The sequence below is a fragment of the Paenarthrobacter sp. FR1 genome (assembly GCF_051106045.1).
Classification (GTDB): Bacteria; Actinomycetota; Actinomycetes; order Actinomycetales; family Micrococcaceae; genus Arthrobacter; species Arthrobacter nitroguajacolicus_A.
The window spans coordinates 92,935-109,460 of record NZ_JBPFSF010000015.1 but is presented as its reverse complement, the minus strand read 5'-3'; the positions used below and the strand labels follow the sequence as shown (position 1 = coordinate 109,460).

The window sequence follows — 16,526 nt, the reverse complement described above, 5'->3', positions numbered from 1 at the left end:
AAGCTAAGACCCACAGCGCCGATGGTACTGCACCCGGGAGGGTGTGGGAGAGTAGGACACCGCCGGACAACCATTCGAAGAGCCCCGACCACAGGTCGGGGCTCTTCACCTTTAACACCCACACACCAGGCAGGCACACCCCGGGCCCGCTAACCCGGAGCCACCGGTAGAGTTGGTGGTCATGGAAAACCTCTTCAGCCACCCCGCGTCGGAGCCCGAGTCGTCCCAGCCGGCCAGCGCCGACCTGGAGCCGCTCATCATCACCGTCGTGGTCCCAAGCAACGTATCGCACGCCTTCCAGGGATTCACGGACCACCCCCACTTGTGGTGGCCGCTGGAACAGGAGAGCGTCTTCGGCGCTGGATCCCACGTCGAGTTCGAGGAGAACCTGATCCTGGAAACCGCCGAAGACGGGCGTACGTCCGTGTGGGGGACCATCGACGATTGGCAGCCTCCGTTGTCTTTCCACGCCAGCTGGTACCCGGCGAGCACCCCTCTGTGGTCCACCGAGATCCGCGTGGCCTTCCGGTCCGTGGAGGAGGGCACTGAGGTGCGGTTGGTGCACGACGGTTGGGAAGGCGCGGAAGACCCTGCCGCTTCCAGGGCTTCCTACGCTGAAGGTTGGCCCCGTGTCTTGGAGCGCTACGTGAGATTCATGGGCGGAGCAGTTGCCTAGGGTCCGCCGGCTCCGCGCAGACGACTGGCAGCTGTTGCGGACAGTACGGTTGGAGATGCTGGCGGACACTCCCATGGCATACGTCGAAAGCCTTGACGCTGCCCGCCGGCAAACCGATACGCAATGGCAGGAACGCGCTGCCGCGATGTCCGGCGACTCGAGCGTTACCCTGGTGGCTGATGGCGGCGAGGACGGCAGCAAGCTCTCCGGTTTGATGCGTGTGGTGGTCAAACACCCGCAGGACCCGGAGAAGCCCCTCCAAGCGATGCTCATCAGCGTGTACGTGGCGCCGGAGCATCGGGGACTGGGGTTGGCAGATGAACTCCTCAACCAGGCATGCAAAGCCGCCGGCGAAGACCTCGGCGCCGAACACCTCGAGCTTGGAGTGCATCAGGACAATTCCCGAGCCCTGGCGTTCTACCGGCGGCATGGATTCGAGACCACGGGCGCCAGCCGGCCCTACCCGCAGGACACGAGCAAGCTGGAGCTCGTCATGGAGCGCCCTCTGCCGTAAGGTCCGGCGGCATCGCGTAAAGCGCTACGAGGCGCTTATTTTGGGGACGGCCGTGCTGGTGCGCACCACCAGCTTGGTGGGGTGCTCCGTGTCGGCAGGCTCCAGGATCAAGCCGTTGTTGATGGCGCCCAGCAGGGTCCGGACTGCCAGCGCACCTTGCCCTTTGGCATCCTGGTCGATGGTGGTGAGGCCCATGACATTCCCAAGATCGTGCCCATCGATGCCCATGACCGAGAGATCGTCCGGGATGCGCAGCCCGAAGTCCCGGGCAGCCAGGATGGTGCCGATGGCCATTTCGTCAGAGGCAGCGAACACTGCCGTGGGGCGCTCCGGGGCGCTGGCCAACAACTGGCGGGCCGCGGCGTAGGCGCCTTCAATGGTGAAGTCAGCCGAAACGATCCATTCGGGCCTGACTGGACAGCCGGCGTCGTTCATTGCTCTTTGGAAGCCGCTGCGGCGGGTTCCCGGCAAGTGGAAGTCTTGGTCGTAGGCCTCATGCCCGGTGATATGGGCGATCTTGGTGTGTCCCAGGCCCAGAAGGTGGTTGGTTGCCTTCAACGCGATCGCTGTGTCGTCGATCCTGATGGTGGAGGCTCCGGGAAGGGGGCCGCCGATGCCCACGATCGGCCTGTGGACTGCGTGGAGCTGCTGGATCTCCTCTTCGCTGAGCTCCAATGACACCGCTATGACCGCGTCCACGCGTTTGCGCAGCAGGAAGTCGTTGAAGACGCTGTGCCGATGGGTGGGGTTTTCGCCGATGTTGTAGAGGGTGAGGTCGTAACCGGCCTCGAGCAATGCCGCGGAGGCACCCTCGATCACCGCTGAGAAGAACCAGCGGTGGACCGAGGGAACCACCAAGCCAACGTTGTGCGTCCGGCCGGAAGCCAGGCTCGACGCATGGTAGGACAGCACGAAACCCAATTCGGCAGCTGCGGCGCGGGCCCGCTCCCGGCTGGTGGGGGAGACGTTACCTTTGCCGCTGAGCGCCCGTGAAACAGTGGCAACGGACAGCCCTGCGCGCTCGGCCACATCCTTGATGCCGGTCATGCCGCTCCTTGGTGGAAAAGTTAGCTGGCTGTTAGCCAGATTGTCTCCCCTGAGCCTAGTAGATCTGAGCCTAGTAGATCCGCGCCTGCTTCCGGTGCGGAGCTGCGCAGGATCGTCTCACCTGCCGGGAGTGGCATGGCTTCGGTCCCGACGTTCATGATCACCAGAGTGTTGCCGTTGAGATAGGCCAGCGAAGAGTCGGTGCAGTAGTCCTCTACCCAGGCGAGGGATCCTTCGCCGAGCCGGTGTGTTGCCCGCACAGCGAGCATCTCCCGGTACAGAGCGAGGTGCGACGCCGGATCGGACTCCTGCTTGTCCCTCGCCAGGGCGGGCCAGGACTCGGGCTGCGGGAGCCAGGGATCCAGGCCGCTGCCGAAGCCGGCGTGCGGCTCGGCGGACCGCCAGGGGAGCGGGACCCGGCAGCCGTCACGGCCGATCCGGGCGCCACCTGTGCGGGCGAAGGTGGGATCCTGGCGGAAGCTGCCGGGAATGCTGGAGGAATCGGGAAGGCCCAGCTCTTCACCTTGGTAGAGGTAGGCGCCGCCAGGGAGGCCGAGCATGAACATGGTGGCCGCGGCAGCCCGGCGTCGTCCCAGTTCTTCGTTGGGCTGAACGTCGTCGGGACCGATGCCGTCGCCGTCGCGTGGTCCTGGACCGTCGTAGCCGAAGCGTGAAACGTGCCGGACAACGTCGTGGTTGGACAGTACCCAGGTGCTCGGGGCGCCCACTGCGTCCAAGGAGATCAACGAGTCGGTGATGATGTGGCGTAGTCGGTTCACGTCCAGGCCGGCATGCAGGTACGGGAAGTTGAAGGCTTGGTGCATCTCGTCGGGACGGACCCACTGTGCCAGCCGGGGGAGTGGGTCCACGTTGGCTTCGGCGCACAGGATGCGGTCAGGACCGTACTCTTCCAGGATGGAGCGCCAGCGGCGGTAGATGTCGTGCAGGGCGGGCTGGCCGAACATGGGAGCATCCTCGCCGGGGAAACCTTCGGAGCTGTTGCCGTCCGCTCGTCCACCCCAGTTGGGGAGCCCGGCGGCTTTGACCAATGCGTGGGCGACGTCCACCCGGAAACCGGAGATGCCGCGGTCCAGCCAGAAGCGGAGGACGCGTTCGAACTCGGCGTGGACGGCAGGGTTGTCCCAGTTGAAGTCCGGCTGCGATGAGTCGAAGAGGTGGAGGAACCACTGGCCGGGCTGGCCATTCGGCTCGATGATCCGCGTCCATGCCGGTCCACCAAAGTGGGACTGCCAGTTGTTGGGCGGCTGGTTGCCGTCAGGTCCTTGGCCGTCACGGAAGATGAACATATCCCGCTCCGGGCTGTTGACGCCTGCCGCGAGTGCCGCCTGGAATGCGACGTGCTGGTCTGAACAGTGGTTGGGGACGAGGTCCGCGATGACGCGCAGGTTGAGCCGGTTGGCCTCTGCGATCAGGGCGTCGAAGTCGGCCAGGGTGCCGAACAGGGGATCCACGTCGCAGTAGTCGCTGACGTCGTACCCTGCGTCCCGTTGGGGGGAGCGGTAGAACGGCGACAACCACACGGCGTCGACCCCCAGGTCCGAAAGCTGTGAGAGCTCAGCCGTGATGCCCGCAAGGTCTCCTACGCCGTCCCCATTGAGGTCGCGGAAGGATCGCGGATAGATCTGGTAGATCACGGCGGAACGCCACCATCCGTGTGCCTTCGAAGCGTCATGGACAGGGGTGAGCTGCGTGAAGGCTGCTGTGGGCTCGTGGGCCGCAACCGGGAGCAATGAATCAACGGACATGCACACATCGTAGAAGAGACTGGAACAAATTGAAAGCGCTTCCAATTCTCAGTACCCTTTCATCACGCATTGAAGATGGCTCGGGGTTTTCAAAGGAGCATCCCGGCATGTATTGTGTGGAAGCGCTTGCAGTTGTGAGCCACATCACCGACGACACCACCGGGGGCAGAGCCCTTGCCGTCGTCGACGCAGAAGAAACGAAAGGGACACCAATGAAGGTGCACAACACCCTCGCGACTCAAACCACCCGCCGCGTTTTCGCCACCGGCGCGATCTCCGTGGTTGCAGCCCTGGCCCTGAGCGCCTGTGGCGGCAGCGCCTCCACCGCTCCCAGCTCGGACGCTGCCAAGCCCGACCTGAAGGCTGCCGGCGCCGGCACCATCACCATGTGGGTGGATGCAGAGCGTTCCCCGGCGTTGAAGGACATCACCGAAAAGTTCAAGACGGACACCGGCATCGACGTGAAGCTCGTGGTCAAGGACTTCGCAGCAGTCCGCGATGACTTCATCACCCAAGTGCCAACGGGCCAAGGACCGGACCTCATCGTTGGACCGCACGACTGGATCGGCAAGTTCGTCCAGAACGGCGTGATTGCACCCGTGGAACTGGGCGACAAGGCCAGCCAGTTCCAGGATTCCTCCATCAAAGCCATGACCTACAACGGTGCCGTCTACGGTGTACCGTACGCCATCGAAAACATCGCCCTCCTGCGCAACACCAGCATCGTGGACAGCAAAGCCGCCACCTTGGACGAGGTGGTGGCCAACGGCAAGAAGGCCGTAGCGGACGGCAAAGCCACCTTCCCTTTCCTGGTGGGCATGGATCCGAAGCAGGGCGACCCGTACCACCTGTACCCGCTGCAGTCCTCCATGGGTTCCCAGGTGTTCGGCAAGAATGCCGACGGCGGCTATGACGCCAAGCAACTCCTCATCGGTGACGCTGCCGGCGTCGAATTTGCCAAGAAGCTGGCCGCTTGGGGCGATGCCGGCGAGAAGATCATCAACTCCAACATCACCGGCGACATCGCCAAGGAGAAGTTCCTGGCCGGTGAATCCCCGTACTTCCTGACGGGCCCGTGGAACGTGCCGGACGTGCAGAAGAAGGGCATCACGTTCGCCGTGGACGAGCTCCCTGCCGCTGGTGGCGAACCTGCGCAGCCGTTCATCGGCGTCAACGGCTTCTTTATCAGCGCCAAGAGCGCCAACGCACTGGCCACCAATGAATTCGTGACCAATTACCTCACCTCCGAGTCTGCCCAGGACTCCATGTACGCGGCGGGTGGCCGCCCGCCGGCGCTGAAGGCATCGTTCGAGAAGGCTGCCAGCGACCCCGTGGTTGAGGCCTTCGGCAAGATCGGCGCCACCGGCGTGCCCATGCCGGCCATCCCGGAAATGAGCGCGGTGTGGGCTGACTGGGGAGCTACCGAACTCGCCATCATCAAGGGCCAGGGTGACCCGGCTGAGGCGTGGACCAAGATGGCCGCCAGCATCAAGTCCAAGATCGGCGGCTAGTACCGCAACCGGGTTATTCCACCGGTCTGCCCTGGGCCGGGCGGCATTCCACCGCCCGGCCCCTGCCTGCCGCCAACCGCTTTACCCAAGGATCCACAATGCCAAAGCCAGATCTCCAAGAACTGCCGTCCACCGTAGCCAGCCCGGCGCCGACGCAGCCGCCTCGCGCAAAAGCCCGCCGCGCACCCGTCAAGCGCCACCCCGACTCCCTCAAGGGCACCCTCCTCAAGATTGTCCTGTTGGGCCTCGTGGACGCTTTCGCCGTGTACGTCCTGATGATGCTCTTCCTGAGCCAGTCGTGGGCTGCGCTGGCGGTTTCCTCCCTGGTGGTTCTTGCCATCAACTGGATCTACCTCCGCAAGGGCGGACTGCCAGCCAAGTACTTGGCTCCGGGCGTGCTGTTCTTGCTGGTGTTCCAGGTCTTGGTGGTGGTTTTCAGCGGCTACATCGCATTCACCAACTACGGCGACGGGCACAACAGCACCAAGGACGATGCCATCTCTGCCATCCAGCTGACGGCCCAGAAGCGTGTCCCGGATTCACCTGCGTACAAGGCCTCCGTCCTCACCAAGGGCAACGATTTCTACCTGCTGTTCACGGATCCGTCCGGGAAGGCGCAGATCGGCAGCACGGAACAGCCCCTCACCGAGGCAACAGGCGCGGGCAAGGATTCCACCGGCAAAGCAAACTCCCTGCCCGGCTACCAAACCTTGAAGTTCCAGGAGATTGTGGCCAATCAGCAGGAGATCCTGAAGATCACGGTCCCGGTTTCGGACAATCCCGCTGATGGGACGCTCCGCACTGCGGACGGCAGCACGGCCTACCAGTTCAAGCCCGCGCTCAATTACGACGCCGCCACGGATACCTTCACGGACACCGAGACCGGCACCCAATACCGCGACAACGGCAAGGGCGCGTTTGCCGACGCCAACGGCGGGACACTGGCCACCGGCTGGAAGATCGACGTCGGCATGGACAACTTCGCCCGTGCCTTCACGGACCCCAGCCTCCGCGGACCACTCCTGGGCGTGATCCTGTGGACCTTCACCTTCTCCATTGCATCGGTGGCATTGACCTTCGTTATGGGCCTCTTCCTGGCCATCACGTTCAACCGCGAGGACCTCCGCGGCAAGAAGGTGTACCGGATCCTCATGATCCTGCCCTATGCCTTCCCGGCTTTCCTGTCCGGATTGGTGTGGTCCGGCATCCTGAACCCCGAGTTCGGCTGGCTCAACCAGACCCTGCTGGGCGGTGCGAACATCGGGTGGCTCACAGACCCGGTCCTGGCCAAGATCAGCGTGCTGGTGGTCAACGTGTGGCTCGGCTTCCCGTACATGTTCCTCGTCTGCACCGGCGCGCTGCAGTCGCTGCCCTCCGAAATTGACGAGGCCGCACGCATGGACGGCGCCTCCGCCTGGCGGGTGTTCCGCTCCATCAAGCTGCCGCTGCTGCTGGTGTCCGTGGCACCCCTGCTGATCTCATCCTTCGCCTTCAACTTCAACAACTTCAACGTCATCTACATGCTCACCGGCGGTGGGCCACGCTTCGCGGACACCGACCGTGACATCGGATCCACCGACATCCTGATCACGCTGGTCTACAAGGTGGCGTTCGGCCAGGGAACGGGTCGCGACTACGGCCTGGCCAGCGCACTGGCCATCATCATCTTCATCATCGTGGCCACCATTTCGGCCATCAGCTTCAAGCAGACCAAAGCACTCGAGGACGTGAACTGATGAGCGTACGCACTCTCGCCGCCAGCAAGGAAACAGCGTCCGACGGCGGCCCCTCGCCGCTGGTGCCCAAGCGCCGTCCGTTCGGGGTTTGGTTCAAGGACAAGGGGTGGCGGCACGTGGTGGGCGTCGCCACGACGATCTTCGCCGTGTTCCCCCTCCTGTACGTGCTGTCCGCTGCACTGGATTCCAACGGCACCCTGGTGGGCTCCAACGGGCTGTTCTCCAGGTTCGACACCGGCAACTTCGTGGCACTTTTCAGCGATCCGAGCCGCCCGTTCGGCCGCTGGTTTGTGAACACCCTGGTAGTTGGCGTGGTGACATCGGCCGCCACCGTCTTCCTCGGAGCCATGGCCGCGTACGCCTTCTCCCGCATGCGCTTCAAAGGCCGCCGGATGGGACTCCTGACCCTGCTCCTGCTGCAGATGTTCCCGCAACTGTTGGCCGTCGTCGCGATCTTCCTGCTCCTGAGCGGCATCTCCCAAGTGATCCCCGCGCTGGGGCTCGGCAGCCAGTTGGGCCTCATCATGGTGTACCTCGGCGGCGCACTGGGCGTGAACACCTACCTCATGTACGGGTTCTTCAACACAGTCCCGCAGTCCTTGGATGAGGCCGCCAAGATCGATGGTGCCAGCCATGTGCAGATCTTCTTCGGCATTATCCTCCGCCTGGTGACACCGATCCTGGCTGTTGTGGGGCTGCTGGCCTTCATCGGCATCTCCAGCGAGTTCGTCATTGCCAGCGTGGTGTTGACCGATCCGGACAGCCAGACACTCGCCGTCGGGCTTTACTCCTACGTGGCCCAGCAGCGTTCCGAAAACTGGGGCGTCTTCGCGGCAGGTGCCGTGATCGCCGCGCTTCCTGTGATGGCCCTGTTCCTCTTCCTGCAGAAGTACATCGTCAGCGGACTCACCGCTGGCTCAGTGAAAGGCTGATCATGCCCATCGCCCTTCCCCACCACGACGGCTCCAGTCTCTTCGTATCCAAAACTGCGTCCGAGTCTGTGTCCCTTGGCGATACCGTCCGGCTCCGGGTGCGTGTCCCGCAGCGGTGGGGTCCGGCGTCGAGGGTTTGGGTCCGCTCCGTCCAGGACGGCGAGCCGCGCTACGACGCTGCCATCCGGCTGGGCGCAGCCGACGGCTGGGAGTGGTGGGAAGCGGCGATGCTGGTAGCCAACCCCGTGGCCCAGTACCGCTTCCTGCTGGAAGTCGCTGAAACGCACGACGACGGTGCTGCCGCCAGCGCAGCGATCGGCAGCACCGTCGGACGGAGCTACTGGAACCTGAACGCCCAGGGCCTGTACCGCCGGGACGTGTCCGATGCCGCGGATTTCCGGCTGACGGCGTTTGCCCCGGCCCCGGAGTGGCTGCACAAGGGCACCATGTACCAGGTGTTCCCGGACAGGTTCGCCCGCTCGGAGCAGGCGGACCACCATCCCACCCCCGACTGGGCCATCGCATGTTCCTGGGACACCCCGGTAGTCGGGACGGGCGAACAGGCCTCCACACAGTTCTACGGGGGAGACCTGCCGGGAATCACGGGCAAACTGGACCACCTGCAGGAACTGGGCGTCGATGTCCTCTATCTGACCCCGTTCTTCCCCGCACGTTCCAACCACCGCTACGACGCCTCCACCTTCGACTCGGTGGACCCGCTCCTGGGAGGGGACCAGGCCTTGGTGGACCTGGTTGAAGCCGCACACGCGCGCGGGATCAAAGTGATGGGCGACCTCACTGCGAACCACTCCGGCGACGCACACGAGTGGTTCGTTAAAGCGCTCGCCGATCCAGGTTCGGAGGAAGCCGGGTACTACTACTTCAGCGCCGACCATTCGAGCTACGAATCTTGGTGGGGTGTGCCGTCGCTGCCCAAGTTCAACTGGTCCTCGGATGCCCTGCGCCGACGCTTCATCGCCGACGATGATTCCGTGGTGGCACGCTGGCTCAAACCGCCATTCAGCCTGGATGGTTGGCGCATCGACGTCGGCAACATGACCGGGCGCCTCGGATCGGTGGACCTTAATCACGAAGTAGCCCGACTCATTGCGGACCGGGTCCGCGAGATCAACCCGGACGCCGCCCTGCTGGCCGAGTCCACGTCCGACGCAGCCCCCGATGTCACCGGCGAGCACTGGCAGGGCGCCATGACGTACTCCAACCTCACCCGCCCGTTGTGGTCCTGGCTCGCCAAGGATGCTCCCAATGTGAACTTCTTCGGCTCACCCCAAGCGGGACCCAACAGGATCGAGGCCGAGGAGTTCCTTGCGACGCACCAGGACCTCGCCTCGGGATTTAGCTGGGGTGTGCGACAAAACAATATGAACGCCCTGAACACCCATGACACCGCGCGGGCCACAACGGTGATGGTCGACGGCGGCCCGGAAGTGGGCGCTGCGCTCACGTACTGCCTGCCGGGCGTGCCCGTGGTGTTCGCCGGCGATGAATTCGGCTTGGAGGGGTTCAATGGAGAAGACTCCAGGACTCCCATGCCGTGGGATGCTGCCGAGCGCGCGCTCACGGACCTGCGATCCGTCCACGCCAACCTGGGGCGGCTCCGCAAGGATCTTCCAGCGCTCACGGAAGGCGGGGTGCGCTGGCTCCACGCCGAGGGCGACGCCTTGGCCTTCGTCCGGGAGACGGCAGAGTCCTCAGTGCTGGTGTTCGTTGCGAGGGACGCTGCCGAGGTCCTCCTCGACCATTCGGTCCTCTCCACCGGGCAGCTCGAAGCGTTGCTGGCCGCCCCCGTGCACCGCTCCGGAGCGGTAACGTCGGCACCCTCCCAGCCATCCGCCGTCGAGGGTGTCCGCCTCCGCGCAGAAGGCATCTCCGCCGGAATCTGGGAGCTGCCAGGGACGGTGATCCCCGCTCCGTAGCCGGAGCCTGTCGCCGTGCTGCGGCGTCCCGTGCTGGCTAGACTGTGAGCACTAAAACACTGCGAAGACTGCCGGTTTGGCGTGTCCGCGGTGCGTACGTGGAGGGACCACTGTGTCGGACGAAACGGCTATGGCCGGAACATCAGAGGAAAGCATCAAGGGCCGGACGGCGGGCCACGGAGAACCCACCCAGCCCTCAACAGGGCAGCAGATATTCCTGAAGGAGCTCGCGGCCGGACTCCGTGCAGGGCAGATGGCGGAGGATGAAGAAACCCTCACCGTGTACTCCATCGATCAAGGACCGCTGCTGGAGCGGCACCTACCTCTTGCTGTCGTCTGGGCCGAATCGGTGGAGGACGTCCAGCACATCGTTCGAAGCTGCGCGGCCCACCAGGTGCCCATCGTCGCCCGGGGAGCCGGAACCGGCGTCTCCGGCGGCGCGCATGCCACCGAAGGCTGCATCGTCCTGGGCCTTGAACGGATGAACCGCATCCTGGACCTCAGCCCGGACGACGAGACCGCCGTCGTCGAACCCGGCGTCATCAACGCCGACCTGAACGCTGCTGTCGCCGAATACGGCCTCATGTACGCGCCGGACCCGGCGAGCTACAAAATGTCCACCGTCGGCGGCAACGTGGCCACCAACGCAGGAGGGCTGCGATGCGCCAAATACGGCGTGACACGCGACTCCGTGCTGGCCCTGGATGTGGTCATGGCGGATGGTTCGCTGATGCACACCGGCCACCAGACCTTCAAGGGCGTGGCGGGGTACGACCTCACCGCCCTGCTGGTGGGTTCGGAAGGAACGCTGGGCATTGTGGTGGGTGTGACGGTTCGCCTGAAGTACCTGCCGCGGGAGGTCCACACCATCGCTGCCTTCTATCAGGACTTCCGAAGCGCAGCCGCTGGAGTGCTGGCCGTAGGCAAGGCCCGCGTGCAGCCCGCCATCATGGAGCTCCTGGACAACGGCACCCTGGTCCAGCTCGACGAGCTCAACGGCGGCGACCTCCAAGCGCGGGGAAAGTCCTTGCTGCTGATCCAGACCGACGGCTTCGGAGCGGCCGCAGAAGCCGACGTCGTCCGGCAAGTACTTGCCGACGGCGGCGCTACCGTGACCACGGAAGCCAGTGAAGAAGCCGAAATGCTGGTGGAACTGCGCCGCAACAGCCGCGGCGTGGAAGTGGATGACGAATTCAGGGTGGGCGAGGACATCGCCGTCCCGCGTTCCAGGCTGGTGGACTTCGTGGCCGAGCTCGAGGCCATGGCTGAGCGATTCCAGGTTCGGCTCAAAGTGGTGGCCCACGCCGGCGACGGCAACCTCCACCCCACGTTCTGGATGGACCGGGTAGACCCCGCTACCGACGCTGACGCCTTGCTGCGCCTCAACGCGGCCCTTGATGAGTCCATCCGGGTAGGGCTGGCGATGGGTGGGACGATCACGGGAGAACATGGGGTGGGGCAGTACAAGCTCCGGTGGCTCGGCTTGGAGCAGCCGGAGCCGGTCCGGGAGCTACAGCGGCGGATCAAGGAGTTGTTTGATCCGCAGGGGATCCTGAATCCGGGGAAGGCTATCTAGGGTAGTCCGTGGGCGTGTAGGCTGCCCACCTTAGACGCGCGCTGCCGCGTTCCGGCCTTTTGGCGGTGCCCCTAAGCCACCGCCCTTGGTATCCCAAATATTACCGACCGCTGGTTGCTTCCCTACTGGACGGCTTATTGCTCTGCATTTACTTTCCGTCAATCACCTCATAGTCTTACTTGGTATACCAAAGTGGCTATGAGGAGATTGACGTGCAAGAACGGCGCAGAGCTGGTGTCCTACCTTCGGGGAGTGGGGGCCGACTCGCTACGGGGCTCGTGTTGCTTGCACTCGTTGTGGTCTCCGTCAATCTTCGGCCGGCCATTACTACCGTCGCCGGGGTGATGAACCAGGTTCCGGGTGTGTTCGGGCTGGATCCGGCGTTGCTTCCGCTGTTGGGGACCTTGCCGGTGCTGGCCTTTGGCATCTCGGGGCCGATCGGACCTTGGCTGGCTCGACGGGTCGGGACTGGGCGTGCCGTTGCCGTGGCGTTGTTAGTGCTGGCTGCGGCCCTGATCGTTCGGGCGACGGTGCCTGCGCTGCTGTTGCCCGGCACATTCCTGGCGGGCTCGGCGATCATGACCGCAAGTGTCCTGGTGCCCCAGATCGTTAAGGCAAACCGCGGCACCGGGTGGTGGACCGGCCTGTGCACCATGGGATTCGGTCTCGGCGCTGCGCTGGGCGCTGGACTGGTTCAGCCACTGGAGCAGGCCTTCGGCGGAAACCTGCCCTCAGCGCTCGCGGTGTGGGCGGTACCGGCCCTGGTCGGCGCGTTCCTCATCCACCGCTCCGGAGGACGCCCCACGGTGGTGACCACCACTGCCGGGACGGCTATCGGAGCCCCCGGCACAGCCACGCCGCTTCGGAAGCAGCGGACAGCATGGGCAGTCACCGCCTTCTTCGGCCTGCAGGCCATGCTCTACTTCGCCATCACGTCCTGGTTGGCCGTGTACTTAGTGTCCCGGGGTCTTTCATCCGCCGACGCCGCTGCCTTGCTGGCCTGGTTCAGTCTCGCGGGACTCCCCGCCAGTTTGCTGGCCCCTGTGCTCGCAGGACGTCCCCGCATCCTGAAAATTATGGCGCCGGGTCTTGGTTTGTCAGTGGCGTGCGCACTCCTGGGAGTCCTCGCAGCACCTACGGAACTTCAGTTCGTCGCCGTCGGTGTTCTCGGGATTGTCCAGAGTGCTGGCTTCGGCCTGGCCATGGCCCTGGTGGTGATCCGGTCAGACGGGCCCCAGTCCGCCGGGAGGCTCTCAGCCATGAGCCAGGGCTTCGGATTCGCCCTGGCATCCCTTGGTCCATTGGTCGCTGGGCTGCTGCACGCAATGACCGGTGCTTGGGAAGTGACATTCTGGGCGCTCGCCGCCGAAGCCGTAGTGCTGGCTGGTGCCGGATTCTTTGCCATCCGCGGACCGCTGGTGAGGGTTGACGAGGGTGGGATGGTGGCGGCGTCCGGCACTAAGCGCGCAGATTCCAACGCTCCTGCTTGATTGCTGTTGGTGGAATCTACGTTTGGGATGCCAGGGGCATGGGGGCCAATTGCTGTTGGTGGGGCCGTACTCCTCGATAACCCATTCTTGGACCTGGTCCGCCACCGATACCAGTTGGTCGGACAGTGCGAGATCGCCCCTGACCGACACGCCTTGTCCGGTGGAATCGCGGGTGCTGTAGATCATCGCCGAGAGCATCTGAGGGTCGTCGTCCCAGTCGCCTTCTTCAACGCGGGGTTCCGCCAGCCCGCTGTAACTCACATCCCGCAAGACGTGACTGATTATCCCTGCAATCTCTGCCGCCATGGAAGCCTCTCCCACTACCTCCTTGTGACCGCTTCCGCCGTAAAGGCCTGTTCAGTTGTTGCTGGATTACCTCTGACCGGAACCACGACGTCGACGTGACGGCGCACCGGTAATCGAAAAGTCAATCCTACTGCTGGCCCGCGCGAGTCAGTGTAGCCCTGTTGGGGCGCAACCCTGCGGCGTATCCTCGGCGATATGACGAACTCACCATCAGGGACAAATCAGCCAAGCACACCCGCTACGGAGATCCTTGAAACCAAGGAATGCTGGGAGCTCCTCCGTGGCGTCTCAGTGGGCAGGCTCGCCGTAGTAGTGGATGACCATCCGGATATCTTCCCCGTGAATTACAAGGTTGACCACGGAACCATGGTGTTCCGGACAGGCGAGGGCACCAAACTCCATGCGGCGTTGGGCGATGCCCCTGTGGCCATCGAAGCCGATGGTGTGAATGCCGAAACCGGGGTGGCGTGGAGCGTAGTGGTTAAGGGCCAAGCGTCCGCCGTGACGCTGACGCAGGACGTGTTGGATACCATCGGCCTCTTGCTTTTCCCGTGGGAGGCCGGACAGAAAGACCAATTCATCCGCATCACCCCCAGTAAAGTCACGGGACGGCGCTTTACTGTCACTCCTGCCGTGACTTGGTGGACGCCCCTCGATGACGCTCCCACGGCACGCGGCGAGTAAGGAAAAGGCCGGTTCCCCCGCGGCGAAGCGGTGAAACCGGCCTTCCTTGTCAGTGCCTAGACGAGTTCCAGCTGGTCGGCTACAACCCGACCGGCGTGAATGACCGTGCGGTCCTTGCCGCGGTCCATCACCGTGGAGGCCACTGTTTCGCCGTCCACCAAGAGAAGATCCGCCGGATCCCCAACCTCGACGCCGGGACGGTGGGCCGTGTCCTTCAGCCGGGTCGCGCTGGGGTCCAGGATGCTGGCGCCACCTATGGTGGCGATAGCCAGGCAGTGCTCGATCAATTCGTCCTTGCGGAAGCCATGGGTAAAGGCGAGCTGCCACGTCCGGTCCAGCATGTCGGTGTTGCCGTAGGGGGACCAGTAGTCGCGTTGGCCGTCCTCGCCCAGGCCAAGCCGTACCCCGGCCTCGGTCAGAAGCGGGATGGGCAACTGGCCTGCGGCAGAGGGTGCCACCGAAGCCAGGGAGACATCAAGCTCTGCGAAGGCGTCAATCAGCCTCCGCGTGGTGGCCTCATTGACGCTGCCCAGTTGGTAAGCATGGGACATGGTCACCTTGCCCTGCATCCCCAGGGACCGCGTCCGTTCCAGCACGAGGTCCGTGCTGAAGACGCCGAGTTCGCCGGGTTCGTGAAGGTGGATATCGATGGGGACCTGGTACTTCTCGGCGAGGCCGAAAACGATGTCGAGGTGCCTCGCAGGGTCCCGGTCCAGGGTGCAGGGATCAATGCCACCCATCACGTTGGCGCCGGCCTTGAGCGCTTCCTCCATGAGTTCCACCGTCCCTTCCTCCAGTAACAAGCCGGCTTGGGGGAAAGCAATAATGTCCACCGCAGCCTGGCCGGCGAACTTCTCCTTGGCGGCAGCCACGGCGTCGAAGCGTTCCAGCCTGCAGTCCACGTCAACCTGTGCGTAGGAGCGGACCCGGGTGGTGCCCCGCGCGATCATCCTTCCCAGGGTGTCGTTCACGCGATCCTGCAGTGGCACCTCGGCGTTGCGCCAGTTCTGCCGGTCGTTCATCATCATGGTCCACACGCCCGGGCCGCCGGTGTGCTCGCGGAACGGCAAACCGATCCGGGTGGAATCGAGGTGGACATGGACGTCGGAGAAGGAGGGCAGCAGCAAGCGTCCGCGGCCCTCCACTACGGTCACGCCGGCTGGAACGGCGCGGTCCGGGTCATGAGGTTCGACGCCGGTGATCTTGCCGCCTGCTTCACCCGCGACGATGGTGACATCGCTGAGCGCTTGCCCCCACGGGCGGGCGGCACGGATCAGGGTATTCAATGGTTGCTCCTTTGGTTGTGAATCCATGGCCTGCTTCTATTGCACGCCCGCCAGGGCCTTTGCGGCCATACCTGCGTGGTGGCAGGCCGGTGCGGCGGGCGTGGCTGGTGTCGGAATCTCGTTGATGCACCGTTGGCGTTGTTCTTCCGGAAGGGTGCCGATCAAGGGGCAACGGGTCCGGAACACACAGCCGCTGGGCGGATTGGCCGGTGACGGCAGGTCGCCGCGAAGCCGGATCTTCACCTGTTCCCGAGCAGCCCTTGGATCCGGCAGGGGCACGGCGGAGAGCAGGGCCTTGGTGTAGGGATGCAGGGGGTTCTGGAAGAGCTCGTCCCGGGGTCCCTGTTCCACGATCTTGCCCAAGTACATCACTGCGACCTCGTGGGAGATGTGCCGGACCACGGAGAGATCATGGGCAATGAAGATGTAGGAAACGCCGGTGTCCCGCTGGATCTGCTGCAAGAGGTTAACCACCTGCGCCTGCACGGAGACGTCCAACGCGGAGACAGGCTCGTCGCACACGATGACGGACGGGCTCAGGGAAATGGCCCGGGCAATGCCCACGCGTTGCCGTTGTCCGCCGGAGAACTCATGCGGGAAACGGTTGTAGTGCTCCGGCTTCAGGCCAACCTGGTCCAGGAGCTCCTTGACACGGTTCTTGAGGCCACCCGGAGGGTTGATCTTCTGCGCCACCATGGGAGCCGCGATGGCCGTGCCCACGGTCTGCCGCGGGTTCAGGGAAGCGAAAGGATCCTGGAAGATCATCTGGACTTTTCGCCGGAAGTTATACAGATCCCGGCCGCGCAGCTGGCTGATGTCGACGCCGTCGATCACAATCCGTCCACCCGTCGGGTCCATGAGTCGCGCCACCATGCGTCCGGTGGTCGACTTACCGCAACCGGACTCACCCACGAGGCCCAAAGTCTGGCCTCGGGCAAGACTGAACGATACGCCGTCGACCGCTTTGACAGATCGTTTGGCGGCGCCCGGCAGCAGGCCGCCCTTCAACGGGAAGTGCTTTTTCAGGTTCTCCACCTGGAGAATTGGCTGATGTTCCATGGCGGG

13 protein-coding genes are annotated in these 16,526 nt (G+C 64.3%); 9 read left to right on the top strand and 4 right to left on the bottom strand.

The window, feature by feature from the left end:
* Positions 1–181 precede the first annotated feature (181 nt).
* Positions 182–676 carry an SRPBCC domain-containing protein gene (locus ACR30Z_RS21730; protein ID WP_144652471.1) on the top strand — a complete coding sequence of 165 codons (495 nt, stop codon included), beginning with the start codon at positions 182–184 and terminating at the stop codon, positions 674–676.
* Positions 669–1,190: a GNAT family N-acetyltransferase gene (locus tag ACR30Z_RS21725; protein ID WP_434374577.1), complete on the top strand. Its 522-nt coding sequence runs from the start codon at positions 669–671 to the stop codon at positions 1,188–1,190. The genes ACR30Z_RS21730 and ACR30Z_RS21725 overlap by 8 nt, the downstream gene beginning before the upstream one ends.
* 24 nt (positions 1,191–1,214) lie before the next feature.
* On the opposite strand, the gene ACR30Z_RS21720 is transcribed toward ACR30Z_RS21725, so the two are convergent.
* Together ACR30Z_RS21720 and ACR30Z_RS21715 are read right to left on the bottom strand one after the other, a co-directional pair.
* Positions 1,215–2,237 (bottom strand): LacI family DNA-binding transcriptional regulator, encoded by a 1,023-nt coding sequence (locus ACR30Z_RS21720; RefSeq protein ID WP_434374576.1) that lies wholly within the window; start codon positions 2,235–2,237, stop codon positions 1,215–1,217.
* Positions 2,238–2,257: 20 nt separating this feature from the next.
* The gene (locus ACR30Z_RS21715; protein WP_434374575.1) at positions 2,258–4,003 is read right to left on the bottom strand and encodes a glycoside hydrolase family 13 protein; all 1,746 of its coding nucleotides are present in this window, start codon (positions 4,001–4,003) and stop codon (positions 2,258–2,260) included.
* A 212-nt stretch (positions 4,004–4,215) separates the two neighbouring features.
* Here ACR30Z_RS21715 and ACR30Z_RS21710 point away from each other — a divergent pair, with 212 nt between their 5' ends.
* The 7 genes from ACR30Z_RS21710 to ACR30Z_RS21680 all read left to right on the top strand — a co-directional run bounded on the left by ACR30Z_RS21710 (position 4,216) and on the right by ACR30Z_RS21680 (position 14,175).
* The gene (locus ACR30Z_RS21710) at positions 4,216–5,514 is read left to right on the top strand and encodes a sugar ABC transporter substrate-binding protein (protein WP_434374581.1); all 1,299 of its coding nucleotides are present in this window, start codon (positions 4,216–4,218) and stop codon (positions 5,512–5,514) included.
* A 98-nt stretch (positions 5,515–5,612) separates the two neighbouring features.
* Complete coding sequence (locus tag ACR30Z_RS21705; RefSeq protein WP_144652475.1) at positions 5,613–7,250, top strand: ABC transporter permease subunit; 1,638 nt, start codon at positions 5,613–5,615, stop codon at positions 7,248–7,250.
* Positions 7,250–8,182 (top strand): sugar ABC transporter permease, encoded by a 933-nt coding sequence (locus ACR30Z_RS21700; RefSeq protein ID WP_434374574.1) that lies wholly within the window; start codon positions 7,250–7,252, stop codon positions 8,180–8,182. Before ACR30Z_RS21705 ends, ACR30Z_RS21700 begins: the two co-directional genes overlap by 1 nt.
* Before the next feature lie 2 nt (positions 8,183–8,184).
* Positions 8,185–10,119, top strand: a complete 1,935-nt coding sequence (locus ACR30Z_RS21695) for a glycoside hydrolase family 13 protein (protein WP_434374573.1) — start codon at positions 8,185–8,187, stop codon at positions 10,117–10,119.
* Positions 10,120–10,249: 130 nt separating this feature from the next.
* Positions 10,250–11,695 carry an FAD-binding oxidoreductase gene (locus tag ACR30Z_RS21690; RefSeq protein WP_434374572.1) on the top strand — a complete coding sequence of 482 codons (1,446 nt, stop codon included), beginning with the start codon at positions 10,250–10,252 and terminating at the stop codon, positions 11,693–11,695.
* A 278-nt stretch (positions 11,696–11,973) separates the two neighbouring features.
* Positions 11,974–13,185, top strand: coding sequence for an MFS transporter (locus ACR30Z_RS21685; RefSeq protein ID WP_244296839.1), 1,212 nt, complete (start codon positions 11,974–11,976; stop codon positions 13,183–13,185).
* Positions 13,186–13,686: 501 nt separating this feature from the next.
* Positions 13,687–14,175 (top strand): pyridoxamine 5'-phosphate oxidase family protein, encoded by a 489-nt coding sequence (locus ACR30Z_RS21680; RefSeq protein ID WP_434374571.1) that lies wholly within the window; start codon positions 13,687–13,689, stop codon positions 14,173–14,175.
* Positions 14,176–14,231: 56 nt separating this feature from the next.
* Here the strand turns inward: ACR30Z_RS21680 and ACR30Z_RS21675 are convergent, their stop codons facing one another.
* A complete protein-coding gene (locus ACR30Z_RS21675; RefSeq protein ID WP_144652481.1) occupies positions 14,232–15,461 on the bottom strand; it encodes an amidohydrolase family protein in 1,230 nt (409 codons plus the stop codon).
* Positions 15,462–15,497: 36 nt separating this feature from the next.
* Positions 15,498–16,520, bottom strand: coding sequence for an ABC transporter ATP-binding protein (locus tag ACR30Z_RS21670; protein ID WP_144652482.1), 1,023 nt, complete (start codon positions 16,518–16,520; stop codon positions 15,498–15,500).
* Positions 16,521–16,526 lie beyond the last annotated feature (6 nt).